Annotated in this window: 21 protein-coding genes; 7 read left to right on the top strand and 14 right to left on the bottom strand. The window is 67.7% G+C overall.

Translation table 11 applies throughout. The features are described from left to right. Nucleotides 1-253: 253 nt before the first annotated feature. The 3 genes from ACZ4Z2_RS23835 to thyX form a co-directional block, all read right to left on the bottom strand. Nucleotides 254-1,939 carry a ribonuclease J gene (locus ACZ4Z2_RS23835; RefSeq protein WP_468078675.1) on the bottom strand — a complete coding sequence of 562 codons (1,686 nt, stop codon included), beginning with the start codon at nt 1,937-1,939 and terminating at the stop codon, nt 254-256. 169 nt (nt 1,940-2,108) lie between these two features. Beyond that, the gene (gene dapA / locus ACZ4Z2_RS23840) at nt 2,109-3,008 is read right to left on the bottom strand and encodes a 4-hydroxy-tetrahydrodipicolinate synthase (protein ID WP_468078676.1); all 900 of its coding nucleotides are present in this window, start codon (nt 3,006-3,008) and stop codon (nt 2,109-2,111) included. A 211-nt stretch (nt 3,009-3,219) separates the two neighbouring features. Then, nucleotides 3,220-3,960 (bottom strand): FAD-dependent thymidylate synthase, encoded by a 741-nt coding sequence (gene thyX, locus ACZ4Z2_RS23845; RefSeq protein WP_468078677.1) that lies wholly within the window; start codon nt 3,958-3,960, stop codon nt 3,220-3,222. Nucleotides 3,961-4,158: 198 nt separating this feature from the next. Here thyX and ACZ4Z2_RS23850 point away from each other — a divergent pair, with 198 nt between their 5' ends. After that, nucleotides 4,159-4,716: a hypothetical protein gene (locus ACZ4Z2_RS23850; RefSeq protein WP_468078678.1), complete on the top strand. Its 558-nt coding sequence runs from the start codon at nt 4,159-4,161 to the stop codon at nt 4,714-4,716. 65 nt (nt 4,717-4,781) lie between these two features. Here ACZ4Z2_RS23850 and ACZ4Z2_RS23855 read toward each other — a convergent pair whose 3' ends face one another. The 6 genes from ACZ4Z2_RS23855 to eccD form a co-directional block, all read right to left on the bottom strand. Next, a complete protein-coding gene (locus ACZ4Z2_RS23855; protein WP_468078679.1) occupies nt 4,782-5,237 on the bottom strand; it encodes a hypothetical protein in 456 nt (151 codons plus the stop codon). A gap of 16 nt (nt 5,238-5,253) precedes the next feature. Next, entirely contained in the window at nt 5,254-6,006 is a 753-nt protein-coding gene (gene dapB, locus ACZ4Z2_RS23860) for a 4-hydroxy-tetrahydrodipicolinate reductase (RefSeq protein WP_468078680.1), read from the bottom strand. 34 nt (nt 6,007-6,040) lie between these two features. Beyond that, the gene (locus ACZ4Z2_RS23865) at nt 6,041-7,420 is read right to left on the bottom strand and encodes a M16 family metallopeptidase (protein WP_468078681.1); all 1,380 of its coding nucleotides are present in this window, start codon (nt 7,418-7,420) and stop codon (nt 6,041-6,043) included. Continuing rightward, complete coding sequence (locus tag ACZ4Z2_RS23870; RefSeq protein WP_468078682.1) at nt 7,417-9,633, bottom strand: polyribonucleotide nucleotidyltransferase; 2,217 nt, start codon at nt 9,631-9,633, stop codon at nt 7,417-7,419. The genes ACZ4Z2_RS23865 and ACZ4Z2_RS23870 overlap by 4 nt, the downstream gene beginning before the upstream one ends. A 387-nt stretch (nt 9,634-10,020) precedes the next feature. Further along, nucleotides 10,021-10,308 (bottom strand): 30S ribosomal protein S15, encoded by a 288-nt coding sequence (gene rpsO, locus ACZ4Z2_RS23875; protein ID WP_030583699.1) that lies wholly within the window; start codon nt 10,306-10,308, stop codon nt 10,021-10,023. Between the two features lie 257 nt (nt 10,309-10,565). Then, a complete protein-coding gene (eccD, locus tag ACZ4Z2_RS23880; RefSeq protein WP_468078683.1) occupies nt 10,566-12,035 on the bottom strand; it encodes a type VII secretion integral membrane protein EccD in 1,470 nt (489 codons plus the stop codon). A 163-nt stretch (nt 12,036-12,198) separates the two neighbouring features. Here eccD and eccCa point away from each other — a divergent pair, with 163 nt between their 5' ends. From eccCa to ACZ4Z2_RS23910, 6 genes are all read left to right on the top strand, one after another. Further along, nucleotides 12,199-16,161: a type VII secretion protein EccCa gene (eccCa, locus tag ACZ4Z2_RS23885; RefSeq protein WP_468078684.1), complete on the top strand. Its 3,963-nt coding sequence runs from the start codon at nt 12,199-12,201 to the stop codon at nt 16,159-16,161. 106 nt (nt 16,162-16,267) lie between these two features. Continuing rightward, nucleotides 16,268-16,810 carry a hypothetical protein gene (locus tag ACZ4Z2_RS23890; protein ID WP_468078807.1) on the top strand — a complete coding sequence of 181 codons (543 nt, stop codon included), beginning with the start codon at nt 16,268-16,270 and terminating at the stop codon, nt 16,808-16,810. Then, the gene (locus ACZ4Z2_RS23895) at nt 16,810-18,333 is read left to right on the top strand and encodes a WXG100 family type VII secretion target (RefSeq protein WP_468078685.1); all 1,524 of its coding nucleotides are present in this window, start codon (nt 16,810-16,812) and stop codon (nt 18,331-18,333) included. Before ACZ4Z2_RS23890 ends, ACZ4Z2_RS23895 begins: the two co-directional genes overlap by 1 nt. A 31-nt stretch (nt 18,334-18,364) precedes the next feature. Then, entirely contained in the window at nt 18,365-19,771 is a 1,407-nt protein-coding gene (mycP, locus tag ACZ4Z2_RS23900; protein WP_468078686.1) for a type VII secretion-associated serine protease mycosin, read from the top strand. Between the two features lie 532 nt (nt 19,772-20,303). Beyond that, a complete protein-coding gene (locus tag ACZ4Z2_RS23905) occupies nt 20,304-20,657 on the top strand; it encodes a hypothetical protein (protein WP_468078687.1) in 354 nt (117 codons plus the stop codon). Then, nucleotides 20,654-21,340: a hypothetical protein gene (locus ACZ4Z2_RS23910; protein WP_468078688.1), complete on the top strand. Its 687-nt coding sequence runs from the start codon at nt 20,654-20,656 to the stop codon at nt 21,338-21,340. Before ACZ4Z2_RS23905 ends, ACZ4Z2_RS23910 begins: the two co-directional genes overlap by 4 nt. Before the next feature lie 178 nt (nt 21,341-21,518). On the opposite strand, the gene ACZ4Z2_RS23915 is transcribed toward ACZ4Z2_RS23910, so the two are convergent. The 5 genes from ACZ4Z2_RS23915 to ACZ4Z2_RS23935 form a co-directional block, all read right to left on the bottom strand. Then, nucleotides 21,519-22,211 carry a hypothetical protein gene (locus ACZ4Z2_RS23915; protein WP_468078689.1) on the bottom strand — a complete coding sequence of 231 codons (693 nt, stop codon included), beginning with the start codon at nt 22,209-22,211 and terminating at the stop codon, nt 21,519-21,521. Between the two features lie 29 nt (nt 22,212-22,240). Continuing rightward, a complete protein-coding gene (locus ACZ4Z2_RS23920) occupies nt 22,241-24,592 on the bottom strand; it encodes a hypothetical protein (RefSeq protein ID WP_468078690.1) in 2,352 nt (783 codons plus the stop codon). 20 nt (nt 24,593-24,612) lie between these two features. Further along, nucleotides 24,613-25,041, bottom strand: coding sequence for a hypothetical protein (locus ACZ4Z2_RS23925; RefSeq protein ID WP_468078808.1), 429 nt, complete (start codon nt 25,039-25,041; stop codon nt 24,613-24,615). A gap of 148 nt (nt 25,042-25,189) precedes the next feature. Next, nucleotides 25,190-25,501 carry a WXG100 family type VII secretion target gene (locus ACZ4Z2_RS23930; RefSeq protein WP_468078691.1) on the bottom strand — a complete coding sequence of 104 codons (312 nt, stop codon included), beginning with the start codon at nt 25,499-25,501 and terminating at the stop codon, nt 25,190-25,192. A gap of 19 nt (nt 25,502-25,520) precedes the next feature. Continuing rightward, entirely contained in the window at nt 25,521-25,913 is a 393-nt protein-coding gene (locus ACZ4Z2_RS23935; protein WP_468078692.1) for a WXG100 family type VII secretion target, read from the bottom strand. Nucleotides 25,914-25,946 lie beyond the last annotated feature (33 nt).

The raw sequence follows: 25,946 nt of genomic DNA on the forward strand, positions 1-25,946 counted from the left end.
TGCGTTTCCGACTCTATCAGATCGTTTTCCGATCCGATTTCCTCGGTGCTTTCCAGGTTCTCGCTTTCGCGTTTCCCTTTCCGGCGGTTCCGACTTTATCAGAAGTTCTGAGTCGGAATTTCCGCCCGGTCCGGGTGGCTCCTGACGCACAGTTGCGCCGGGTTCCCCCCTGGGCGGAGCCGTAAACGTACTGGAGCGGGGCGCCCCGATGCAAATCGAGGGGCCCCGCTCCCAGTCAGGCGCTGACGGAGGGTCAGACCTCAACCACCACAGGCAGGATCATCGGCCTGCGTCGGTAGGTGTCCGACACCCACTTGCCCAGGGTGCGACGGACCAGTTGTTGCAGCTGGTGGGGCTCGACGACCCCGTCCTGGGCCGAGCGCTCCAGGACTTCGGTGATCCGCGGGATGACGTCGCCGAAGGCGGAGTCCTCGATGCCGGAGCCGCGGGCCTGGATGTGCGGACCGCCGGTGATCTTGCCGGTGGAGGCGTCCACGACCACGAAGACCGAGATGATGCCCTCGTCGCCCAGGATCTTGCGGTCCTTCAGGGCCGGCTCGCCGACATCGCCGACCGAGAGGCCGTCGACGTAGACGTAACCCGCCTGGACCTTGCCGGAGATCCTGGCCTTGCCCTCGACGAGGTCGACGGCGACGCCGTCCTCGGCGATGACGATGCGGTCGTGCGGGACGCCGGTCATGGCGCCCAGCTCGGCGTTGGCGCGAAGATGGCGCCATTCGCCGTGGACCGGCATCAGGTTCTTCGGGCGGCAGATGTTGTAGAAGTACAGCAACTCGCCGGCCGAGGCGTGTCCGGAGACATGGACCTTGGCGTTGCCCTTGTGGACGACGTTGGCACCCCAGCGGGTCAGGCCGTTGATGACGCGGTAGACGGCGTTCTCGTTGCCGGGGATCAGTGACGAGGCCAGGATCACCGTGTCGCCCTGGACGATGCGGATCTGGTGGTCCCGGTTGGCCATGCGGGACAGGGCCGCCATCGGCTCGCCCTGGGATCCGGTGCACACGAGGACGATCTCGTGATCGGGCAGGTCGTCGAGGGTCTTGACGTCCACGACCAGGCCCGGCGGGACCCTCAGATAGCCCAGGTCCCTGGCGATGCCCATGTTGCGGACCATCGAGCGGCCGACGAAGGCGACCCGGCGGCCGTACTCGTGGGCCGCGTCCAGGATCTGCTGGATGCGGTGCACATGGCTGGCGAAGCTGGCCACGATGATGCGCTTGCGGGCGCCCGCGAAGACCTGGCGCAGGACGTTGGAGATGTCCCGCTCGTGCGGGGTGAAGCCCGGGACCTCGGCGTTGGTCGAGTCGGAGAGGAGGAGGTCGATGCCTTCCTCGCTCAGCCGGGCGAACGCGTGGAGGTCGGTCAGCCGGTTGTCCAGCGGGAGCTGGTCCATCTTGAAGTCGCCGGTGTGGACCACCATGCCCGCGGGGGTGCGGATGGCCACGGCCAGGGCGTCGGGGATGGAGTGGTTGACCGCGACGAACTCGCAGTCGAAGGGGCCGATGCGCTCGCGGTTCCCCTCCGCCACCTCAAGGGTGTACGGACGGATGCGGTGCTCCTGGAGCTTGGCCTCGATGAGCGCGAGGGTCAGCTTGGAGCCGATCAGCGGGATGTCGGGCTTCTCGCGCAGCAGATACGGGACACCACCGATGTGGTCCTCGTGGCCGTGCGTGAGGACGATGCCCTCGATGTCGTCGAGGCGGTCCCGGATGGACGAGAAGTCCGGCAGGATCAGGTCGATTCCGGGCTGCTCCTCCTCGGGGAAGAGCACTCCGCAGTCGACGATCAGCAGTCGGCCGCCGTACTCGAAGACGGTCATGTTCCGGCCGATCTCGCCGAGGCCGCCGAGCGGGGTGACCCGCAGGCCACCGTCGGGAAGGGGCGGGGGCGAGCCCAGTTCAGGATGCGGATGACTCAAAAGACTCTCCTCACCACGCGCGCCACGTGCCTCCGAGGCACGTGGCGCGCGTGACGTTCGTGCATAAGCAGTTGTGTATGGGGATGCAGGCACTCGCGTCCTGCGTATTCAGTTGTGAAGTCGGTTGCCGCACTGAGCGATGCCAGGTCGCGCCGCGCGAAGTCTGGTGTTAGAGCTGTACCCCGCCGGCAGCAAGATCGATCTTGAGCTGGGCGGTCTCCTCGGGGGAGAGCTCGACCATGGGGGCGCGCAGCGGTCCGGCGGGCAGGCCCTGGAGGGCGAGCGCCGCCTTGGTGGTCATCACGCCCTGGGTGCGGAACATGCCGGTGAAGACCGGGAGCAGCTTCTGGTGGATCTCGGTGGCCTTCTGGACGTCACCGGAGACGTACGCCTCGACGAGGGTGCGCAGCTCCGGGGTGACGACGTGGCCCACGACGGAGACGAAGCCGACCGCGCCCACGGAGAGCAGCGGCAGGTTCAGCATGTCGTCGCCGGAGTACCAGGCGAGGCCCGAGCGGGCGATGGCCCAGCTGGCGCGGCCGAGGTCGCCCTTGGCGTCCTTGTTGGCCACGATCCGCGGGTGCTCGGCGAGGCGGACGATCGTCTCGGTGTCGATGGGGACACCGCTGCGGCCGGGGATGTCGTAGAGCATCACCGGGAGGTCGGTGGCGTCAGCGATGGCCCTGAAGTGGCGGTACAGGCCCTCCTGAGGGGGCTTGTTGTAGTACGGCGTGACGACGAGGAGGCCGTGTGCGCCGACCTGCTCGGCGGCGCGGGCCAGCTCCATGCTGTGGTGGGTGTCGTTCGTGCCGACGCCGGCGATGATGTGGGCGCGGTCGCCCACGGCCTCCAGGACGGCGCGTACCAGGTCCGATTTCTCCGCGTCACTGGTGGTGGGGGACTCGCCGGTGGTCCCGTTGATCACCAGGCCGTCGTTGCCTGCGTCCACCAGGTGGGTGGCGAGCCGCTGCGCGCCGTCGAGGTCGAGTGCGCCGTCCGCCGTGAAGGGCGTGACCATGGCGGTGAGGACCCGCCCGAAGGGGGTCTGCGGAGTCGAGGTCGGAGCCATGGGTAACACGCTACTCGTTGCTCAGGGCGCGGTCTGCCCTAGGGGGCCGGGAAAAGTCAGGACAAATGCGGAGCCCGGCACTGCCTGCTCGGGGGTTCAAGCAGTGCCGGGTCCGTTTGATCAGGCTAGATGAACTTCGCGAAATGCCGCAATACGGACACTTCGCTCGGCTGACCCGTACATCTGTGCCTGGCCGAAACGCGTCTGTCGATCAGGGGGCGACGCGGCCGTTGGCGTTGAAGGCGGCGTACGTCAGCGGCATGAGCTCGGCCCACGCGGCCTCCATCTTCTCGCCGACCATCTCGATCTCCCGCTGCGGGAAGGACGGCACCTTCGCCAGCTCGTGCTGGGTGCGCAGGCCGAGGAAGTGCATCAGCGAGCGAGCGTTGCACGTGGCGTACATCGAGGAGTACAGGCCGACCGGGAGGACCGTACGGGCGACCTCGCGGGCGACGCCGGCGGCGAGCATCTCCTGGTACGCCTCGTAGGCGTGGACGTACGCGTCCTCCGTGATGCGGCCGACCAGCTCCTGCTGCGCCTGGGTGCCCTCGACGAAGACGTACTTGCCGGGGCGCCCCTCCTGGACGAGCTTGCGGGACTCGTCGGGGACGTAGAAGACCGGCTGGAGCTCCCTGTAACGGCCGCTCTCCTCGTTGTAGCTCCAGCCGACCCGGTGGCGCATGAACTCGCGGAAGACGAAGATCGGGGCGCTGATGAAGAAGGTCATCGAGTTGTGCTCGAAGGGACTGCCGTGCCGGTCCCGCATGAGGTAGTTGATGAGGCCCTTGGAGCGCTCCGGGTCCTTCTTCAGCTCGTCCAGGGACTGCTCGCCGGCGGTCGAGACGCGGGCGGCCCACAGCACGTCGGAGTCGGACGCGCTGTGCTTGACCAGCTCGACGGTGACATCGCTGCGGAAGCTGGGCTTGAGATCGTCGGCGGGGGTTTCGGTCACGGCTCGGAGGGTCCTTCCATTGCTGCTCTCGGGCGGCGCCCACTCTACGGCCCGGCACCGACAACGGGCCGGATGGCCTGAGTTGTCCCTGCTTGTGCCGCTCTCGGCCCCTGACGGCCCCCCGAGAGTGGTGGGCCCGGGTCCGGCTCGGTAGCCTCACCCGGCACAACCTCTGCGTGGATTGAGTGAGGATCAGACGTGCCCCTGCCCTTCCTGACCGCCGATCGCGCCTTCGACCAGGCGGTGGACGAGGCGCTGCCGTTCGACGACCGCGACCGCTGGCGGCGGCCCTACCGCCCCGGCCCGTGGCGGGTCGGGGCGGCCGCGCTCCTGCTGCTGCTCGCCTCGTACGTGCTGGTCGCGGCGGTCATCATCACGGCGGCCGGGACACCGCAGGCGGGCGCGGTCTGTTTCGGGGCGGCGCTGTCGATCATCGCCTGTGCGCTGCGGCTGCTGCGGGTCGGCATCTGGGTCAGTGCGCGGGGCGTGCGCCGGGTGGGCTTCTTCCGGACGCGTACGGCGTCCTGGGAGCCGACCGTGTCCGTGCGCACCGTGCAGCAGCCGGTGCGGTGGCTCGGGCTGCCGCGGTCGGTGCAGGGGCAGGCACTGCTCCTTGTGCGCAGGGACCGGGTGCAGGAGTACGTCACACCGCTGATGACCAGCCACAACGCCGACTTCCTGGCACGTACGGAGGCGTTCGACCGGGCGGCCGACACCATCGGGGCGTGGGCGGCGGAGTACCGGCGCGCCGCGTAGTCGACCATACGGGTGAGGGGCCGGTCCGCGGGTGCGGGCCGGCCCCTCGGTCGTGCGCGGGCGGGTCAGGCGGTCCGGATCGGCTTGCCGTCGTGGAGGGCGATGGCACGCTGCATCGCCTTGCGGGCCCGCGGGGTGTCGCGGGCGTCGTGGTAGGCGACGGCGAGACGGAACCAGGTGCGCCAGTCGTCGGGGGCGTCCTCGGTCTCCGCCTTGCGCTGCGCGAAGACCTCGTCGGCCGAGGCACGGTCGATGCGGCCGCTCGGGGTGCGCTTCAACTCGTCGACGGGCAGGCCGCCTTCGGCGTCGAGTTCGGCGGCGAGCTGGTTGGCCTTGCGGACGAACTGGGTGTTCTTCCACAGGAACCAGATGCCGATCGCGGGCAGGACGAGGACGGCGACGCCGAAGGCGATCGTGATCGGCGTGCCGGTCTCGATGAGCATGACCCCGCGGCTGCCGACCAGGACGAAGTAGACGACCAGGACGGCTGCCGTGACGGCGTAGGTGATCTTCGCGCGCATGATGGGTGCCGGCCGATCAGCCCAGGTCGAGGAAGTGCTCGAGGCCGAAGGTGAGGCCCGGGGTCTGCACCACGCGGCGGGCGCCGAGCAGGATGCCCGGCATGAAGCTGCTGTGGTGCAGGGAGTCGTGGCGGACCGTCAGGGTCTCGCCCTCTCCGCCGAGGAGCACCTCCTGGTGGGCGAGCAGACCCCTCAGGCGCACGGCGTGGACGGGGACGCCGTCGACGCTGGCACCCCGCGCGCCGTCCAGGGCGGTCGCGGTGGCGTCCGGCGCCGGGGCGGTGCCGGCGGCGCGGCGGGCCTCCGCGATGAGCTGGGCGGTGCGGGTGGCGGTGCCGCTGGGGGCGTCGACCTTGTTGGGGTGGTGCAGTTCGACGACCTCGACTGACTCGAAGTAGGGCGCGGCGATCTGCGCGAACTTCATGGTGAGGACGGCCCCGATGGAGAAGTTGGGCGCGATGAGCACGCTGGTCTCCGGGGAGCCGTCCAGCCAGCCCTTCAGCTGCGCGAGGCGCTCGTCCGTCCAGCCGGTGGTGCCGACGACCGCGTGGATGCCGTGGCGGACGCAGAAGTCGAGGTTGTCCATGACCGAGGCGGGCGTGGTCAGTTCGACGGCGACCTGGGCGCCCTGTTCGGTGAGGGTCTCCAGCTTGTCGCCCCGGCTCAGGGCGGCGACCAGTTCCATGTCCTCGGCGGCCTCGACGGCCTTGACCGCCTCGGAGCCGATACGGCCCTGGGCACCGAGGACGGCCACGCGCAGCTTGCTCATCTGTCTTGCTTCCTTCTGGGCCTTGTGGGAGGGGTCAGGCGACCGTGTCGTGGAGTCGGGACGCCTGTTTGTCCTTGAGCGGGCCGATCACCGACAGGGAGGGGCGCTGTCCCAGGACGTCGCGGGCCACGGCGCGGACCTCGTCCGGGGTCACCATCGCTATCCGGGTCAGCATCTCGTCGACGGACATCTGCTCGCCCCAGCACAGCTCGCTCTTGCCGATGCGGTTCATGAGCGCGCCGGTGTCCTCCAGGCCGAGGACGGTGGAGCCCTTCAGCTGGCCGATGGCCCGGTCGATCTCGTCGTCGGGCAGACCGTGCTCGGCGACCTGGTCCAGCTCGTCGCGGCAGATCTTGAGCACGTCGTGGACCTGGGAGGGGCGGCAGCCCGCGTACACGCCGAAGAGGCCGCAGTCGGCGAAGCCGGACGTGTACGAGTACACGCTGTAGGCCAGGCCGCGCTTCTCCCTGACCTCCTGGAAGAGGCGGGAGGACATGCCGCCGCCGAGCGCGGTGTTGAGGACGCCGAGGGCCCAGCGGCGCTCGTCGGTGCGGGCGAGGCCGGGCATGCCGAGGACGACATGGGCCTGCTCGGTCTTGCGGCCGATCAGGTCGACGCGGCCCGCCGTGCGGAGGCTGCGGCGGCCCTCGCGCGGGGCGACCGGGGTGGCGTCGGTGCGGGTGAGGGCGCCCGCCTTCTCGAAGGCCGCGCGGACCTGTCGTACGACCTTGTTGTGGTCGACGTTGCCCGCGCAGGCGACCACGAGGTGGGTGGGGTCGTAGTGCTTCTTGTAGAAGCGGCGGATGCGGTCGGCGGTGAGGGCGTTGACCGTGTCGACCGTGCCGAGGACGGGGCGGCCGAGGGGGCTGTCGCCGAACATGGTGTGCGCGAACAGGTCGTGCACGCAGTCGCCCGGGTCGTCCTCGGTCATCGCGATCTCTTCGAGGATGGCGCCGCGTTCGACGTCGACGTCCTCCTCGCGGATGAGCGAGCCGGTGAGCATGTCGCAGACGACGTCTATGGCGAGAGGCAGGTCGGAGTCGAGCACGCGCGCGTAGTAGCACGTGTACTCCTTCGCCGTGAACGCGTTCATCTCGCCGCCGACCGCGTCGATCGCGGACGATATGTCGAGCGCGCTCCGGCGGGAGGTGCCCTTGAAGAGCAGGTGCTCCAGGTAGTGCGTGGCGCCGTTCAGAGCGGGCGTCTCGTCGCGGGAGCCGACGTGGGCCCAGATGCCGAAGGTGGCGGAGCGCACGGACGGCAGGGTCTCGGTGACGATGCGCAGGCCGCCCGGGAGGGTGGTCCTGCGGACGGTGCCGATGCCGCCGGCGCCCTTGATCAGGGTTTGGGTACGGGCGACGGCCCGCGCCTCCGTAGAGGTGCGGGCCGTCGCCTTGGAGCTACGCGACGTCACTTGTCGGCGTCGTCCTTCTCGTCCGAGCCCTCTTCGCCCTCGGTCACGGGGATGAGGGAGAGCTTGCCGCGGGAGTCGATCTCGGCGATCTCGACCTGGACCTTCTGGCCCACGCCGAGGACGTCCTCGACGTTCTCCACGCGCTTGCCGCCGGCGAGCTTGCGGATCTGCGAGATGTGCAGCAGACCGTCCTTGCCCGGGAGCAGCGACACGAACGCGCCGAAGGTCGTCGTCTTCACGACGGTGCCCAGGTAGCGCTCGCCGACCTCCGGCATGGTCGGGTTGGCGATGCCGTTGATCGTGGCGCGGGCGGCCTCGGCGGCCGGGCCGTCGGCGGCACCGATGTAGATGGTGCCGTCGTCCTCGATCGTGATCTCGGCGCCGGTGTCCTCCTGGATCTGGTTGATCATCTTGCCCTTGGGGCCGATGACCTCGCCGATCTTGTCCACGGGGATCTTGACGGTGATGATCCGCGGGGCGTTGGGGGACATCTCGTCCGGCGTGTCGATCGCTTCCATCATCACGTCGAGGATGTGGAGGCGGGCGTCACGGGCCTGCTTGAGGGCGGCGGCCAGGACGGAGGCGGGGATGCCGTCCAGCTTGGTGTCGAGCTGGAGGGCGGTGACGAACTCCTTGGTGCCGGCGACCTTGAAGTCCATGTCGCCGAAGGCGTCCTCCGCACCGAGGATGTCGGTGAGGGTGACGTAGTGCGTCTCGCCGTCGATCTCCTGGGAGATCAGGCCCATGGCGATACCGGCGACGGGGGCCTTCAGCGGCACACCGGCGTTCAGCAGCGACATGGTGGAGGCGCAGACCGAACCCATGGAGGTCGAGCCGTTGGAGCTGAGTGCCTCGGAGACCTGGCGGATCGCGTAGGGGAACTCCTCACGCGTCGGCAGGACCGGGACGAGGGCGCGCTCGGCGAGGGCGCCGTGCCCGATCTCGCGGCGCTTCGGGGAGCCGACGCGGCCCGTCTCGCCGGTGGAGTACGGCGGGAAGTTGTAGTTGTGCATGTAGCGCTTGCGCGTCACCGGCGACAGGGTGTCGAGCTGCTGCTCCATACGGAGCATGTTGAGGGTGGTGACGCCCAGGATCTGGGTCTCGCCACGCTCGAACACGGCGGAGCCGTGCACGCGCGGGATGGCCTCGACCTCGGCGGCGAGCGTACGGATGTCCGTGACGCCACGGCCGTCGATGCGCTTCTTCTCCTTGATGACGCGCTCACGGACCAGGGACTTGGTCAGCGAGCGGTACGCGGCGGAGATCTCCTTCTCGCGGCCCTCGAACTGCGGGAGCAGCTTCTCGGCGGCGAGCGCCTTGACGCGGTCCAGCTCGCTCTCGCGCTCCTGCTTGCCGGCGATGGTGAGCGCCTGGGCGAGCTCGTCCCTGACGGCGGCCGTGAGGGCCTCCAGGACGTCGTCCTGGTAGTCGAGGAAGATCGGGAACTCGCCGGTGGGCTTGGCGGCCTTCGACGCGAGGTCGGACTGGGCCTTGCAGAGGACCTTGATGAAGGGCTTCGCGGCCTCCAGACCGGCGGCGACGACCTCCTCGGTCGGCGCCTCGGCGCCGCCCTTGACCAGCTGGATGGTCTTCTCGGTGGCCTCGGCCTCGACCATCATGATCGCGACGTCGCCGTCCTCCAGGGTGCGGCCCGCGACGACCATGTCGAAGACGGCGTCCTCGAGCTCGGAGTGCGTCGGGAAGGCCACCCACTGGCCGTTGATCAGCGCGACGCGGACGCCGCCGATCGGGCCGGAGAAGGGCAGGCCGGCCAGCTGCGTGGACGCGGAGGCGGCGTTGATCGCCACGACGTCGTACAGGTGGTCGGGGTTGAGCGCCATGATCGTGGCGACGACCTGGATCTCGTTGCGCAGGCCCTTCTTGAAGGACGGGCGCAGCGGGCGGTCGATGAGGCGGCAGGTGAGGATGGCGTCCTCGGAGGGACGGCCCTCACGGCGGAAGAAGCTGCCGGGGATCTTGCCGGCGGCGTACATCCGCTCCTCGACGTCCACCGTGAGGGGGAAGAAGTCGAGCTGGTCCTTGGGGTTCTTGGAGGCGGTGGTGGCCGACAGCACCATGGTGTCGTCGTCCAGGTACGCCACGGCGGAGCCGGCGGCCTGCTTGGCCAGGCGGCCCGTCTCGAAGCGGATGGTGCGGGTGCCGAAGGAACCGTTGTCGATGACGGCCTCGGCGTAGTGGGTCTCGTTCTCCACTAGCGATCTCTCCGTTACTTTGTCGTCTTTTGTCCCGCGCTGTCCGTGTGACAGGGGGACGGTGGCGGAGAAGCGCTCCGTGCGGTGCGGGCCGGTCTTCGATCGAAGCACCCGGGGTTCGCTGCCCCGGGGGCCACTACCGAGGACCGGCGGCGGCGTGGTGCGCTTCTCCTCGTTCGGTCGCGTGCGGTCGTCCGTCGCGGACGGCCTCACACTGAGTCGTACCTATGGCGTTGTGCTACCACACTACAAAGGGGTGGTGACACTCCGCACGTTTCCGCACGTACGGGAAAGTCCGGCACGGGAAAGCCCGGCACGGGAAAGTCCGTACGTACGGCAAAGGGAGCGGCCCCCGATCGTTTCGGGAACCGCTCCCTTCACGGCGTCCTACTTGGCGCCGGCCGCACCGCGGCGGATGCCGAGACGGTCGACCAGCGTACGGAAGCGCTGGATGTCCTTCTTGGCGAGGTACTGCAGCAGGCGGCGGCGCTGACCGACCAGGATCAGCAGACCACGACGGGAGTGGTGGTCGTGCTTGTGGGTCTTGAGGTGCTCGGTCAGGTCCGAGATACGGCGCGAGAGCATCGCGACCTGGACCTCGGGGGAGCCGGTGTCGCCCTCCTTGGTACCGAACTCGGCGATGATCTGCTTCTTCGTAGCGGCGTCGAGCGACACGCGATACTCCTTCTGAGTCTCTTCGGTGCCACCGAGCGCCCCTGGTCTTCGTCTCAGGGGAACTTGTGTGACTCGGGTGGCGGGATCCGTCGGCGCTGCCTCGCGGGGTCCCGGAGGGATGTCCGCAGGGTGCGTACACAGACGGCCGTCACACAGCGTACCAGTGCGGCGGGACGGTCCCTGCCCGGGGCCCGGTCGATGCGAGATGCGTCGATGCGGGTGCGTCGATGCGAGATGCGTCGATGCGGGGTGCGCGGTCAGCCGGTCAGTGACCGGACCTGGGTGAGGACGCCCAGCACCGCCAGGCACAGCGGGATCAGGGTGAGCAGCACGAACGCCTCGGCGATGTCGAGGAGGCGGCCCCAGAAGGGGGAGAGGCCCTTGAGGGGGATGATCAGGCCGATCGCGGTGAGCAGCGCGGCTCCGGCGGTGATGGCGGCCGTGAGCCAGATGGTGCGCAGGTCCAGGGCGCCCCGGTCTGCGTGGAGCGTGAATTCCGTCAGGGCCTCGGCCGGCGGGTTGACCGCGAGGCCGACCAGCAGGAGGGCGAGGGCCGCGACACCGGCGACGAGGGCGCAGACCACCTGCGAGGTGTAGCGGAACAGGCGGGCGCGGATCAGCATGGCGAGCCCGGCGGCGAGGCCGAGCAACCGGCCCCACAGGTCGTCCGAGAAGCCGAGGACGGCGGTGGAGGCGACCACCACGGCGGAGGTGCCGCCGACGAGGCCCAGCAGCATCTCGTGGCCGCGCCGGGCCTGGGCTGCGATCCGCTCGGCGTCCAGGGGCTCGGTGTCCGGGCTCTGGGCGGGGTCGAGGTCGAAGTCCTCGTACGCGGCGGAGCGCGGGGAGGCGTAGCCGATCGGCAGCCGGGCGAAGCGGGCCGACAGGCCGGGGAGGAAGGCGACCAGGCCGATGGCGACCGGGGCGCACACCGCGGCGATGTCGGTCGCGGAGGCGCTGGCGAGGATCGCCACGAAGGTGGCCACGGCACCGACCGCCGCCGCGAAGGTGGTGGCCACGAAGGCCGCGTCCCCGCTGGGGGCGAGCGCGACGAGGGCGACGGAGGCGACCAGCACCGCCACGCAGCCCAGCATGAACTGCAGCTTGCCCGGCCCCTGTCCGGCCGTCGGGTCGACGATTCCCGAGCCCGCGAGGAAGAGCAGGGGCACGGAGGCCAGTCCGATGGCCGCCGCGGCCACCCGGTCGGCGTACACCCGGGCGCGCACGGCCGCGTACGCGGTCAGGAGTACGCCGAGGCCGCCCGCGAGGATCCCGGGCAGGCCGTTCATGTCGTGGCGGACCGGGTCGGCGTACCAGAGCACGAAGGCGGCGAGCAGCAGGAGCAGGGCGCCGCCGATCAGTCCGGCCACGCGCAGCAGGTCGTCGCTCCACAGGTGACGGTCGCGGACCACCGCGGAGGCGACCGCGTCGGAGACGTCGTCGTGGACGGCCGGGGGCAGCGACTCGGCGAAGGGGCGCAGGCTCAACACCTCGCCGTCGAGCACACGTTCGTCAGCGAGCGAGCGGGCGCCGTCGAGGGCGGTGCCGTCGCGGCGCACCAGGTGGTAGCCCGTCGGAGTGCCCACGGGCTGGGTCTGGCGCGTCAGGCGCAGGATTTCCGGATAGATGTCCGCGATGGTGATGTCCACCGGGAGGGCGACGTCGATGCGACTGTCGGGTGCCACGACAGTGACTCGGCAGAACCCGGTCGTCGCGGTCGTACTCACCTTTGCTGACCCCCTGCTTCGCGGATGCGTACGCTGCGGGCGTCACCCTACCGGTAGGTGCCGTCAGTGGTGACAAGTAGGATCCCCGCCTAGCGGAGGGCGACCGTCACCACGGGGGTGTCGGTAGGAAACTGCTCGGCCGCATAGGGGGATTGACTCACCGGTGAGCCAGATCGTCATCAAGCGCCCACCGCGTACCCTGCCGCCTGAAGTGCCCTCCGACGAGCTGCGCCTGGAGGCTCCACCGGAGCTGCCGCGGGGTCAGCAGGAGGGCATGCTGATGCAGATCCTGCCGACGCTCGGCATGGGCTCGTCGGTGGTGTTCTACTTCGCCTCCCCCAACGCCCATCCGTTCATGCGGATCATGGGTGTGGTGATGCTCGTGTCGACGGCCGCGATGGTGATCGCGCAGATCGTCCGGCACCGTCGCGGTACGCAGGGGCAAATGGCCGATGTCCGTCGGGACTATCTCAAATATCTCGCGCAGACCCGGCGTACGGTGCGCAGGACCAGCCTGAAGCAGCGTGACGCCCAGCTGTATCTGCACCCTTCTCCCGAGCAGTTGTGGTCGGTGGTCGCCGAGGGCAGCCGGGTGTGGGAGCGCCGGGTCGGGGACGCGGACTTCGGGCAGGCGCGGATCGGTCTGGGACCGCAGCAGTTGGCCTCTCCCCTGGTGGCTCCCGACACCGCGCCCGTGGACGAACTCGAACCCTTGTGCGCGGGCGCCATGCAGCGGTTCCTCGCCGTGCACGGCCAGTTGGACGGGTTGCCGGTCGCGGTGTCGATGCGGGCGTTCTACCACGTGACGGTGTCCGGGGAGCCGGAGTGCGCCCAGGCCGCGGCGCGCGCGCTGGTCGCCCAGCTCACCACCCTGCACTCCCCCGACGATCTGCTGCTGGCCGTGGTCGCGGCGCCGAGCGCGGTCGGCCGCTGGGACTGGACCAAGTGGCTGCCGCACAGCCAGTTGGACGGGCAGTTCGACGGCGCGGGCACCCGGCGGCTGTTCGGTGACGACCTCGGTGAGCTGGAACAGCTGCTCGCGGCCCGCCTCGAAGGCCGCCCGCGGTTCAGCCGGGACGGCCAGCCGGTCCTGGACCAGCCGCACATCATCGTCGTCCTCGACGGCGGGATCGTGCCCCCGACCTCCGCTTTCGCCGCCGCCGAGGGCCTGCAGGGCGTGACGATCATCGAGGTGGTGCCCGGCGAGCTCGACCAGCCCCGGGGCGGTCTCTCCATCGTCGTACGACCGGACCGGCTGTGGCTGGACACGGGTGCCGAGGTCGCCTACGAGGGCACTCCCGACGGGCTGTCCCTGCCCGCCGCCGAGGCGCTCGCCCGGCAGCTGGCCCCCCTGCGGATGGGTGGCGGGAACGACGACGAGCCGCTGCTCGCCAACCTGGACTTCACCGATCTGCTGGGCCTCGGTGACGCCGCCTCCGTGGATGTCACCCGCACCTGGCGGCCGCGGTCGACACCGGAGCGCCTGCGGGTGCCCATCGGTGTCGGCGAGGACGGCCGGCCCGTGATGCTGGACCTCAAGGAGGCCGCGCAGGACGGTATGGGTCCGCACGGTCTGTGTGTGGGCGCCACCGGCTCCGGCAAGTCTGAGCTGCTGCGCACGCTGGTCCTCGGCCTCGCCGTCACGCACTCCTCCGAGACGCTGAACTTCGTCCTCGCGGACTTCAAGGGCGGCGCCACCTTCGCCGGCATGTCGCAGATGCCGCACGTCGCCGCCGTCATCACCAACCTCTCCGACGACCTGACCCTCGTCGACCGCATGGGCGACGCGATCCGCGGTGAACTCCAGCGGCGCCAGGAGCTGCTGCGCTCGGCGGGCAACTACGCCAACATCCACGACTACGAGAAGGCACGGGCCGCGGGTGCTCCGCTGGAGCCGTTGGCCTCGCTCGTCCTCGTGATCGACGAGTTCAGCGAACTGCTCACGGCCAAGCCGGACTTCATCGACATGTTCATCCAGATCGGCCGCATCGGCCGCTCCCTGGGTGTGCATCTGCTGCTGGCCTCGCAGCGCCTGGAGGAGGGGCGTCTGCGCGGTCTGGACACGTATCTGTCGTACCGGATCGGTCTGCGGACGTTCTCAGCGGCGGAGTCGCGCGCGGCGCTGGGTGTTCCGGACGCCTACCACCTGCCGTCCGTGCCCGGTTCCGGGTATCTGAAGTTCGGCACGGACGAGATGACCCGCTTCAAGGCGGCGTACGTGTCGGGTGCGTACCGCTCCGGTGGTCCCGTGGTCTCCGGGGACCGGACGCCGATCGAGCGCCGTCCCGCGTTGTTCACGGCCGCGCAGGTGCCGGTGACGTACGCGGCTCCGGACCCGGCGGCGCAGAGGCCGGCCCCGGCGCGCCAGGAGGACGACGCCCTGGCGGACACCGTCCTCGACGTCATCGTGCAGCGGCTGGAGGGCCAGGGGGTGCCCGCCCACCAGGTGTGGCTGCCGCCGCTGGACCAGGCTCCGACGCTGGACCAGTTGCTGCCGCCGCTGGCCTCGACGGCCGATCGGGGGCTGCAGGCCGCCGAGTACGCCCGGCTGGGCAGGCTGACGGTCCCCCTCGGTCTGATCGACAAGCCGTTCGAGCAGAAGCGCGAGGTGCTCTACCGGGACTTCTCCGGCGCGGCCGGCCACATGATGGTCGTCGGCGGCCCGCAGTCCGGCAAGTCCACTCTGCTGCGCACGTTGATCGGCTCCTTCGCCGTGACCCACACGCCGCACGAGGTGCAGTTCTACTGCCTAGACTTCGGCGGTGGCGGCCTGTCGTCCCTGTCGGACCTGCCGCACGTCGGCGGGGTCGCCTCCCGGCTGGATCCCGAACGGGTCCGGCGTACGGTCGCGGAGGTCGCGGGCATCCTCAACCGCCGCGAGCAGTTCTTCCGCGCAGGCGGCATCGACTCCATCGGCACCTACCGGCGTCGGCGCGCGGCCGGTGAGCTGCCCGGCGAGGCCTGGGGCGACGTCTTCCTGGTCATCGACGGCTGGGGCAACTTCAAGGGCGACTACGAGGGCCTCGAAGGCATCGTGCACGACATCGCGGGACGCGGCCTCGGCTACGGCATCCACGTCGTCCTCTCCGCCTCGCGCTACATGGAGGTGCGGTCCGCGCTCAAGGACCAGATCCTCGGCCGACTGGAGCTGCGCCTGGGTGACGTCATGGACTCCGAGTTCGACCGCAGGGTCGCGGCGAACGTACCGGCGGGTGTTCCGGGCCGTGGCCAGGTGCCGGAGAAGCTGCACTTCATGACGGCGCTGCCGCGCATCGACTCCTCGTCGGACGCGGACGGCCTGTCGGACGCCACGGCCCAGCTGGTGCAGGCGGTCAAGGGCAACTGGCAGGGTCCCGCGGCGCCGACGGTCCGGTTGCTGCCCCGCCGGCTGCCGGCCGACCAGCTGCCCAAGGGCTTCGAGTTCCCGCAGCACGGCATCGCGATCGGCATCGACGAGGCGAACCTCGAACCGGTCTTCGTCGACTTCGACACGGACCCCTTCTTCCTGGTCTTCGGGGAGAGCGAGTCGGGCAAGACGAACCTGCTGCGTCTGATCGCGAAGCAGGTCGCCGAGCGCTACACGCCCTCGGAGGCCCGGATCGTCGTCGGCGACTACCGCAGGACGATGCTGGAGGCGGTCTCCGAGGAACATTTGCTGGAGTACGCGCCGATGGCGTCCGCGATGAGCGTCCACATGGACGCCATCCGGCAGTTCATGGAGATGCGCGCGCCGAAGCCCGACATCACGCCGCAGCAGTTGCGTGACCGCAGCTGGTGGAACGGGCCGCAGCTGTTCGTCATCGTCGACGACTACGAGCTGGTCGCCACCAACTCCGGGAACCCGTTGTCGGTCCTCGTCGAGCATCTGCCCTTCGCGCGTGACGTGGGCGTCAAGTTCATCATCGCCCGCAACGCGGCGGGGGCCTCGCGCTCCATGTACGAGTCGTTCATGCAGCGGGTGAAGGAGCTCGGCGCGCAGGGGCTCGTCCTGTCCGGCGACCCGATGGAGGGCGACATCCTCGGCAACGTGCGGGCGCGGCCCATGCCTCCGGGGCGGGGCACGTTCGTGTCACGCAAGCGCGGAGCCCCTCTTATCCAGGTGGGCTTGCTTCCGCAACGCCATTAGAGTGGTGAAGAGTGACCAACACTGTTGCGTGAGGCCTTGGTTGACTTGGGTGCGCGAGGCGAACGGGGAGCACGGGGAGGCGGCTGACGTGAGTTCGGACGGGGGCATGGGCGGTGGCGGGGGCGCTCCGGACACCGACAAGTCCTTCGACAGCTTGTACGCCGTGAACCCGCAGATGGCGCTGGACATCCAGCACGACGCCATGAAGCAGTTCAAGAAGCGGGTCGACGACCTGCTGATCGAGCTGGGGAAGTCCGAGGCCGCACCCGACAAGGTCGGTCAGGACCGTCTCACCCGGGCCCAGTTGGGGTCCGCCGAGTTCAAGGAAGCACAGTTCCTCTACGAGTCGTACGCCATCGTCCACGACGAGTTGGAGAACCTCTCCAAGGCGCTCAGCGCGCAGATCGAGGGGGTGGGGCTGGCCGTGCACGCGTCACGGGTGGGCTTCGAGAACCTGGACGAGGACATCAAGGCGCGGATGCGGGAGGTCAACGCGGAGGTCGACAAGTACTACGACGTCGGCCGTGATCCGTATGCCCGGTCGAAGGCGGAGGAGCACGGCACTCAGCAGGGCGATCAGCCGGCCTCGCGGCAGGGAGAGCCGGCCGCGGAGGCAGCGGAGGTCAGCGAAGGGGAGAAGGGCCTGTAATGAGCGAGCAGCCCGAGCGGAAGCAGCCCACGCCCCAGCACACCGACTTCGAGTCCATGACCCACGCGCAGCTCGCTGCGATGCTCGATTCGGCCAACTCCGAGGGCGCCTACGACCTCGCGGCGAAGCTCTCCAAGGCGGCCTCGACGATCACCAAGATCGGCGACGATCTCATGACGTACGTCAAGGGCCTGGAGTGGCAGGGCGAGGCCGGCGACACGTTCCGTGAGTGGGGCGGGCAGACGGCGAGCGCCACGCTCCACCTCGGGGAGTACGCCGAGGTGGCCTCCCGGTGGATGGGCATCGTCTCCCGGGCGATCGCGGAGGCGAAGGCGGTCATGCCGGACACCTCCGAGACCACGGCCGCACAGGCGGACCTCCGCACCGCGCAGAAGTCCCTCGCCGCCACGAAGGCGCCCGGGGCGCGCAACGACCCCGACTCCCGGCAACTGGCCCAGACCGCCCAGTCCGACGCCGCAGCAGCCCAGGGCCGCATCGACGCGGCCCGCTACGAGGCGGCACAGCAGATGCGGAAGCTGGCGCAGACTTATCAGCAGTCGGCGGCGCAGGTTAATTCGGTTACGCCGCCTACGTTTTCGCCGCCGGCGAACCACATGGGCCCGGAGGCATGGGTCGACAATCGCATTCGAGATGAATCGATCACTACCTTCCCCAGTGGAAGTAGCAAGGGGACAGGTTCGTCCGCCTCATCCGGCTTCAACAGCCGGGAACGCGAATTTACTTCGCAGTCGACCCCAACAGTGCCCGGCAATAGGCGAACTTCTCTTTCCGACCCGGTCACCATGGATCTTGACGGCCTGAACACACTCCCGAAATCTACGGGGCCAGACCTCATCCAACCCCCGACTGTTCCCGGCGGCTCAGAACGTCCCGATACACGTATTCCCTCGCAGCCGGTCGGCATCCCGCCCTTCAACAGCAACAGAGGCGGCACTGGTCCGACTGCCCCTGGCCGCGTTCCGTCGGCCACTCGGGCACCGTTCCTGCCTGGCCAGGGCATGGCCAACGGTCCTGCTCGCATGCCGCGAGAGACGGGGATCGTTGGGGGCCGCCCTGTGCCTCCCGTCTCAGGCCGTCCAACTGGGTCCCTTCCGAGGGGAACCGTCATCGGTGAAGGCACTCAGGGACGTACGGCGATGGGGCGTGGCATCACCCCCGGTATGCCTGTCGGAGGCAATTCCGGTGGCGGACACAGCAATGCTGCACCTGGCCGGCGTCTGGCATCTGAGACCGGCGGAATGATCGGCAACCGTCCGACTCAGCCTGGCAACGGCGGAGCGCGTCCCTTCACCCCAGGAGGAACTGGTCTCACTCGGCAAGCTGGCAACACCGCGCCGACGCAGGCCTCCAGGCAGCGTCATGATGGGGCCACTGCGCACGCAGCCAATTCGGCATCACTGCGACGTGATCCTCGTCAAGGTGATCGCCCCGACTATCTCATCGAGGACGAGGAGACCTGGCAGCGAGGAAATCGTGGCCCACTGCCGCCGGTTGTGGACTGACTCCTCGTTCGGTTGCGACCCTGGAAGGCACATGCGAACCAGCAGTAAGCAAACATGGCGACCCGTGTCGGCAGCCGCAGGTGCCCTGGGCCTGCTGCTGGTGGGCATCACCGCAGCTCCTGCGCATGCTGACTCGATTCGCTCCCGGCAATGGCACCTCGATGCCATGCACGCTGATGAGATGTGGAAGACCAGTAACGGGCGTGGAGTGACCGTCGCCGTCATCGACTCCGGCGTCGATGACGGTTTGGCCGACCTCAAGGGCCAGATTCTTGAAGGTAAGGACTACTCGAATCAGTCCGGCGACGAACACACAGACCATGAAGGGCACGGCACCGGCGTGGCCGCCCTCATCGCGGCCACGGGTGCGCGGGGAGCGCTCAACGGCTCCTACGGCCTTGCCCCAGGGGTGAAGATCTTCCCAATGCGTATGAGGTATGCCACCGAAGACTACGGAAAAGTGGATGTAGGAGCCGAGTACTCCAGAAAGATGACGGAGGCGATCCGATTCGCGGCGGACTCCAAGGCTCAGATCATTAACATTTCCATGGCCCGTGCCGACAGTCCAGGGATGCAAAACGTCGGAACCCCAGAACTCGCCGCAGCTGTGAAATACGCCCTCGGTAAAGGAAAGCTGATCTTCGCTGGTGTCGGCAACCGCGGAGACAAGGACAACCTGCCCATGTACCCAGCCGCCACACCTGGCGTCATCGGTGTGGGATCGATCGATGAAAAAATCGAACGAAGCTCCTTCTCGCAATGGGGGTCGCAGGTCGACCTCGCTGCCCCCGGAGAGAAGATGGTCCATGCGTGCCTAGGAAGCACTCAAGTCTGCAACTCCGACGGAACCAGCGACGCCGCTGCCATCGCCTCCGCCTCCGCCGCCCTCATCTGGTCGAAGCACCCCTCCTGGACGAACAACCAGGTTCTGCGGGTCCTGATCAACACGATGAAGGGCAACGAGAAAAAGTGGACCTGGAACAACGCCATCGGTTACGGCATTGTCCGTCCACGCATCGCGCTGCAGAACCCTGGTGACCCCGGGCCCGCCGATGAGTGGCCGCTCCCGGACCTCGCCGCCGCCGAAAAGCCGGCATCTCCCTCGCCTTCTCCCTCGGCTTCGAAGGCCGGCGGTGATGCTTCCGGCGATAAACAGGACAAGACCAGCGAGCCTGCCCCCACCCGTTCCGAATCGGATCAGGACAACATGCTTCTCTGGATCGCCATGGGTGTTGGCGCCGCGGCTGTCCTCGGCGCGGCGATCGCCTTCCTCGTTGCCCGTGGTCGTCGTGGTCGCGGCGCAGTCCCGCCCGCTCACCCACTGCCACCCACGTACAACCAACCTCTCCAGCCCCCTTACCCCGCCTTCGGGCCACCGCAGGGGAACATCGTCGGCCCGCCCTCTGAGAGCGGGGGCAGGCCAGGTCAGCCCTCCTGACCACGGCAGCACGATGGGAACAACGGTGTCATTCGAAGAAGCGTGGTGTCAGGCGCGTACTGCCGCTACCACACGGCAAAACGCAACCATGCGGCTGAACCAGGCAGCCGCCAGCGGCGGAGGGAACAGCGGCGCATCCGACTACAAGGTCACCTCACCAAAACCTCAAAGCGGTCGGTAACGAGGCCACAGGAAATCACCCACCGGCTTGCGGTTGACGGGTTTCATGCCGGAGCCCAAACGGACAGGGCGGCACAGAGCTTGGCCGCGCAGAAGTTCAAGACGGGGTCTGCCCTCTGGACAGCTTGGGACACATGGCGCTGCCAGGTCGAAGCCCTGTTGAGCGCTTGCGCGCACATCCACAATCATCTGGAAGACACGGTCATCAACCACCGGGATCATGAAGAGGAGCTGGCCACCAACCACTCCTCGGCAACGCTCGACAAGCACTTCAGAGGAACGCGCCAAGGCAATCGCCGAAACCACATAATGGGTCAAGTTTGGAACAGGGGCGGTCATCGCAGGTGGCGTAGTGGCATTTACCGGTGGATTCGGCACTGCTGCTGCCCTCGCCCCACTTGCAGTGGAGACAGTGGGTGGCGGCCTCTCCACTTACCTGGGGATGGAGACCGGCGACCTGGACGAGCAGTACGAGAAGGGTGGCCGGGAACTCATCAAGGAGAAGTCGGACAAGCTGAGCGATGAGGCGCTCCTCATGGGGGAAGGCAACGCACAAAAGCCCAAGGAAGCTTATGTCCAGGCTCCTGGATGGAGTCAGGAAAATCGCAACTTCCTGAAAAAGGAACTAACGAAATACATCAAGGATAGTCGTTCACACGCCAGAGACGATATCCTCCCTGACCCCTATGAAAAGGAAGACCGATGAGGTCCACTGCGAGACTCGCGGCGATCACGGCTGCGTTCGTGGCTGCCATCAGTGCCTGCTCGGAAGAAGCAGAAAACACGGCTGGCAGCGGGCTCCAAGTTGAGGGTGTTTGCGACTCGTTCGCCAGCGACTCGACTGCCGCCGCTGCGCTTGCAGAAGTATCTGGCACCGACACCTTCAATCAAGACGGGCCGGAGCCCGAAAAGATCCTGGCATCACTTCGGGCTGCCGACGGCGAACTGCAAAGTGGCGAAATCTCGGGGTCATCCTTCTGCAGACTGCAGTCGCCAGCTGACGGGAAAACAATCCTCTCAGTCAACTTCCGAGAGGCGCTTACTGTCGACCAACCCGATATGGAAGACGAGAAACATTTCACCTTCTACAGGACTGGAGAGTCTGCCCTCGCATCGGACCGTACCGCTTCCCTCTACTTCCGCTGCCGAATGAAAGAATCGAACGATTCCATCATTATCAATGGCAGCCTGGAGCGGGAGAATATGGTGGATGCACCCAAGAAAAATCTCTCCCGCGATCACATAATTCTACTGAACGCGGCCGCGTACAAAGTCGCAACTGAGTTGGGCTGTAAGGATTCGGGGCTAACTACCGGGGCACCGATAGCGACTTCGGGAGTCTACGCCTGGGGCAACGTCCCATTCACGGACGGCGGTCACGGGCCCTAGCCGGACACGCCATTCGCATTCCGCTGGGGACGTAAAGAGTGGTCATACCATGGGAATACCACCGCCCCTCGCACATCCCAGTGGTCTATCACCCTGCTCGGCCTCGTCCGGGGTCGGCCGATCTCCTGGGCAAAGAACACCGACGCGGCCTTATGGCCGTAGCCGCGTACGTCAGCGGCTACGCCGGATCCAGCACGGGCTTCGCGGGGAGCCCGCCGTTCTTCTCGCAGCGTAGTTCCTTGGCCATAGCCAGTGAAAAGGAGTGGGCCACGGTCGCGTAGGCGTCCTTCAACGCCTTGATGTCACCCTCGGGTTCATGAAATGGATCCCGGTGCTCCACGCCGATCACGATATGGGCCGCATCCGACGAGTCACCCAACTTGTCGCTCTTGCATGCGAACTGAACGTACGCCTTGTCCGCCGCCGCCAAGGCCTCCTCCCCCATCTTCAGCACGGTGAACTCCGGGGCCGCCGGCCCGTCCGTCGAGGCGCTGTCGGCCAGCCTCCAAGTGATTCTGAGCTCGAAGTCCGGTGTACCGAGGGGCGTATACACGCGACAGGCGTCCCCGCGATACGTCATGGGGTCCCCGAACGCCATGGCCAGGTTCGACGCGGCCTGCGCGACGGTGTACTGCTCTCCCGACGCCTCGAAGCGCGACGACCCCGTGATCACCTTCAGCGCTCTGGCGGCGTCGGCGGACATGGCCCTGCCACCGCAGAGTTGTGTCCCCGCCACGACCTTGTAGTCCTTCGGAAGGCCGTCGTCATCTTCGTCTCCTCCACAACTGGTGGCCCCGAGATACAACAAGCCGGCTATGGCCGCGGCGAGGAGTCCCCCGCGTACCGACCTGCGATTGATCACTGTCCGCATCCTCACGTGTCCTCGGCCGTCCACCGGCCTCAGCCGGTCTCCGGGTCGTTGCCCTGCTGGTTCTCCCGGTCGTTGCCGACCCCATAGCCGATCACCATCGATTCGCGTAGGTCCCGCGCGAACGGGTTCTTGAGAGGTTCCGCGACGTGACGCTCCAGGAAATCCTCCATCGGAGCTTCGGCCATGCTCTCGCCGCCGGAGTAGATCGCCGTCCTCTCCTCCCTGGTGAGCTCCTCCATCTTCTCCTTGTGCTCATCCACCGACTTCTCGGACATGTCGCCGACCATCTGACCGATGACCTGTTCGGCAGCACCGGCGGCGGTATCCGTCGCCAGCGGGATGAGCACCGCGGCCGTGCCCACGGCCGCGGTCGCGGGTAGGAAGGCGACGCCCGCCGCGATGCCCACCGCAGCCCCGAACTGGACCCAGCCCGCCCGCTTGGCGACCGCCTTCTCGTAGTCCTCATGGGTCTTGAGGTTCGTCGCCTCCACCTGGTCGGCCCGGGACTGGTCGAGCATGCCCTGTACCTCGGCACCCACGAGCACGGCCGCCCTGGCAGCGCCCTCGTTGATCTTTCCGTCCGGGCCGACTGTTCCTTCCAGCACGCTGCGGGTGTAGACCTGCTCCGCGGCCGAGACCGTCGCGTACGCGTCCGGGTGCTGACCCAGGGTGCTGAGGAAGCCCCGGACGATACTCCGCCCGTTCCCGTCCCCGGTGTCCGCGAAGTCGATATGCCCGTCCGGGTTCTTACCCGGCGCGAACACGCTCTCCGGGTGGTTCTTGTCCAGCGCCCAGTTGATGTCGTCGATGTAGCCGCCGCCCATGACGCCCAGGCTGTCGGACAACGCCTCGTGGTGCTCTTTCAGCAGACCGGGGTCCGCGCTGTACTTCTCCATGACCTTCTGCATGATCGCGGCGTTGTCCGCGTCCCGCACCACATCGGCGTCCGGGTGCCCGGCCGGGTAGCCGAGGGTCGCTGCCTCCAGGGCGCGGCCGAAGGCGTCGGGCATGTGGTTGAGTGATTCCTTGAGTTCCTTCTCGTCGAGCGAGTTGACGTCGGGAAAGGACTCCCATTTCTCGTTGCCGAAGAAATCGAAGTAGTTGTCGATCTCCGTGCCGTACTTGTCCTTCCCAAGGTCGGCCGTGGCACCGCGGTCGACCGTGCCGTCCTCGTTGAACGCGGTCGGCGGGTCGGTGAAGAACTTTTTCGCCGCTTCCGGACTGTTGCCGAGCGCTTCCAGCATGGCGGTGGCCGGGTCGTAGCCGGCCCCGTTCACGCCGGAGGGGTTGAACGGGTTCTTCAACGGACTGTTCACCGCCTTGTTCCCGGCGAACATGCCCGGGTCCTTCGCGTGCAACTGCGCCACGTGTTCGGCGATCGGGTTGAGGAACTTCGCTTCGTAGTTCCCGTACCGCATGATCCCGCCGAGCAACTGGTATCCGAACGGGCCGCCGTAGTCGTGCTTGGACAGCGGAATGCGCTCCGTACCCAACTTGCGTAGCTCCGGGCCCCACTTGTCGGCGAACTGCTTGTCCTGGGAGGCGGTGGCCAGGTTGAGTCCGAGATTCTCCTGGAGCTGCTGGACGTCCTTGAGGCGCTGCGAATCGACCTTGTTGTACTCGTACGTGTCCATGGAGAGCTGGCCGAAGAACGCGAGCGACTTCTCAGGGCCGAGCTTCTCGTAGAACCCCTTGGCGAACTCCACCGACTTACTGTTGTCCTTCAGCAGCTCGTTGAGCTCCTGCAGTTCGTCGTGTGTGAGGTCCCGGCCCTTGCCGGCCAGAACGGCGGCGCGGGCGGCTTCCTCCTGGTCCAGCTTCGTGTACGTCGGGGCGCTGAAGTCCTTGCGGTCGGTGACGTTGGCATCAAGCGTGTTCTTGAGGGTGAGGTCGGTGTCGTTGCAGTTGTCGACGATCAGGTCGATCCTCTTCTGCCACGATTCGATGTTCTGCTTCTCCTCGCGCAGAAGGTCGCTGTAGTCGGGGTCGTGCCGCGCCCCGGGAATTCCGGACAACGGGTTCCGCGCCGTCACCTTGCCCTTGCCGTCCACGTGGATACCGGCCGCGGGCCCCTCGTGGTCCCGAATGTTGATCAGGTCGTCCTTGGCCTTCTTGATGGCCGCGTGACCCTCTTCCAGGATCAGCTTCACGCCCCTGGCCTCGGCGGCGGCGTCCGCGAACTCCTTGGCCGTCTTGCCGATGAACGCCTTGGTGACCCCGGCGTTGACGCCCTCCCAGGACGCCTTGTCCGCCTTCGCCTTCATCCCGTCGGTGGCGTCGGTGGCGAGCTGGTCCAGCTTCTTGGCCATCGTCGACCAGTCGTCGACGGCGGTCTTCAGCTTGGCCACCGGGGCGTCGATGATGTCCTCGTACTTCAGCATGCCGCGCGCTCCCCCGAGCCCTATTTCATGTACTTGGTGAGCTCGGCCACCCGCGTCAGATCCCCTTCGATCTTCACCTCGTCCTTGGCGTGCTGGGTTTTGCTGTAATCGAGGTGGTTGGAGATCTGCGAGCAGGCGTCGAGCAGTGTCCTCAGGTGGGTCTGCCAGTAGTCGTGCACCTTCAGCACGGCCGAGCCGCTCACGAAGTTCCCGTTGGTCAGCGCCGTCGCCGCGTCGAACGTGGCGGGACGGGCCAGGTCACCGTCCTTCGCCAGCCTGCCCAGCAGGTCGTACGCCTCGTTGCCGATGGCGCCGAGGTCGTCCCGATTGACCACCAGGTCGGGCCCGCCACCGCCTCCGCCGCCTTCGGCCGCAACCCTGTTGAGCTGCATGGCAGTCCGCTCGGCCGCCGCCGCCCGCAGTTCAGCCCATTCTTGCTCGAACATCACGAATTCCCCCAAGTCCATCCGGGCAGGGCACACCACCATGCTCGCGCGGCCACCGACCTGATCACCTGTCTCTGATCAACCGAGCACTGGCCACAGCACCACAGGGGAGGCAGCGCGTCCCGCCGCCTCCCCACCCCTCAGCCGTGTTTCAGCTCATCAGCATGCGGATGCGCTTCGCGCCGTCCAGGTCCGTGCCCTGGTAGCCGATGACCGACCTGTCCAGGAGGCTGGCGATGACCTGGAGCTGCTGGGCCATGGCCTGCATCTCGGTGGTGTTCTTGCGCTGGATGTCTCCGTACGCCGTCTTCGCCTCACCCTCCCAGGTCTCGGCGACGCGCTTGACCTCCTGCATGAGGACTTCGAGTTCCTGCGTGAGGTCCGTGGCCGTCTTACGGACGTCGCTCGCCGCCTGGGTGACCGTGGCGTAGCTGATCGCTGTGCGGTCGAATCCGGTGCTCATCGTGGGTCTCCTCCGTGGCTCAGGCGAGGCTGGTGATGCTGTTGCGGGTGGTGTAGGTCTGCCCGTGCATGCTGGCGTCGGCCTGGGCCTGGGACTCCGCGGAGTTGTCCACCTTCCGGATTTCCGCGATGCGCTCCTGCTCGTGCTCCTCGAACCCGTTGACGGCCATGCGCATGACCTCTTCCAGGTCGACGAGGTTGTCCTGGAGCTTCTTGAGGTGGACGTTCACCTCGCGCTGCACCCTGTCGTACTCCTGGCTCGCCGCGCCCTGCCAGCCGCCCTGAATCATGTCCACGACGGTGTTGAGTGAGGTCACACGACGGCTCACCTCGACGTGGAAGTTCTGGATCTTGTTGGCAAGCGCGATGAGTTGGTCGTTCTCGCGTTTCTGGTCCGCCGAGATGTCACTCACAGGTTCTGCACCCTCCTCTTGAAGTGACGGCGG

The sequence above is a fragment of the Streptomyces sp. NPDC030183 genome (assembly GCF_055573455.1).

Bases quoted from the DNA above. Each gene is read 5' to 3' on its own strand.
- dapA (WP_468078676.1), bottom strand. From the start codon at position 3,008: ATGGCTCCGACCTCGACTCCGCAGACCCCCTTCGGGCGGGTCCTCACC.
- ACZ4Z2_RS23855 (WP_468078679.1), bottom strand. From the start codon at position 5,237: ATGCGCGCGAAGATCACCTACGCCGTCACGGCAGCCGTCCTGGTCGTC.
- dapB (WP_468078680.1), bottom strand. From the start codon at position 6,006: ATGAGCAAGCTGCGCGTGGCCGTCCTCGGTGCCCAGGGCCGTATCGGC.
- ACZ4Z2_RS23890 (WP_468078807.1), top strand. From the start codon at position 16,268: ATGGGCGGTGGCGGGGGCGCTCCGGACACCGACAAGTCCTTCGACAGC.
- ACZ4Z2_RS23895 (WP_468078685.1), top strand. From the start codon at position 16,810: ATGAGCGAGCAGCCCGAGCGGAAGCAGCCCACGCCCCAGCACACCGAC.
- mycP (WP_468078686.1), top strand. From the start codon at position 18,365: ATGCGAACCAGCAGTAAGCAAACATGGCGACCCGTGTCGGCAGCCGCA.
- ACZ4Z2_RS23910 (WP_468078688.1), top strand. From the start codon at position 20,654: ATGAGGTCCACTGCGAGACTCGCGGCGATCACGGCTGCGTTCGTGGCT.
- ACZ4Z2_RS23915 (WP_468078689.1), bottom strand. From the start codon at position 22,211: ATGCGGACAGTGATCAATCGCAGGTCGGTACGCGGGGGACTCCTCGCC.
- ACZ4Z2_RS23920 (WP_468078690.1), bottom strand. From the start codon at position 24,592: ATGCTGAAGTACGAGGACATCATCGACGCCCCGGTGGCCAAGCTGAAG.
- ACZ4Z2_RS23930 (WP_468078691.1), bottom strand. From the start codon at position 25,501: ATGAGCACCGGATTCGACCGCACAGCGATCAGCTACGCCACGGTCACC.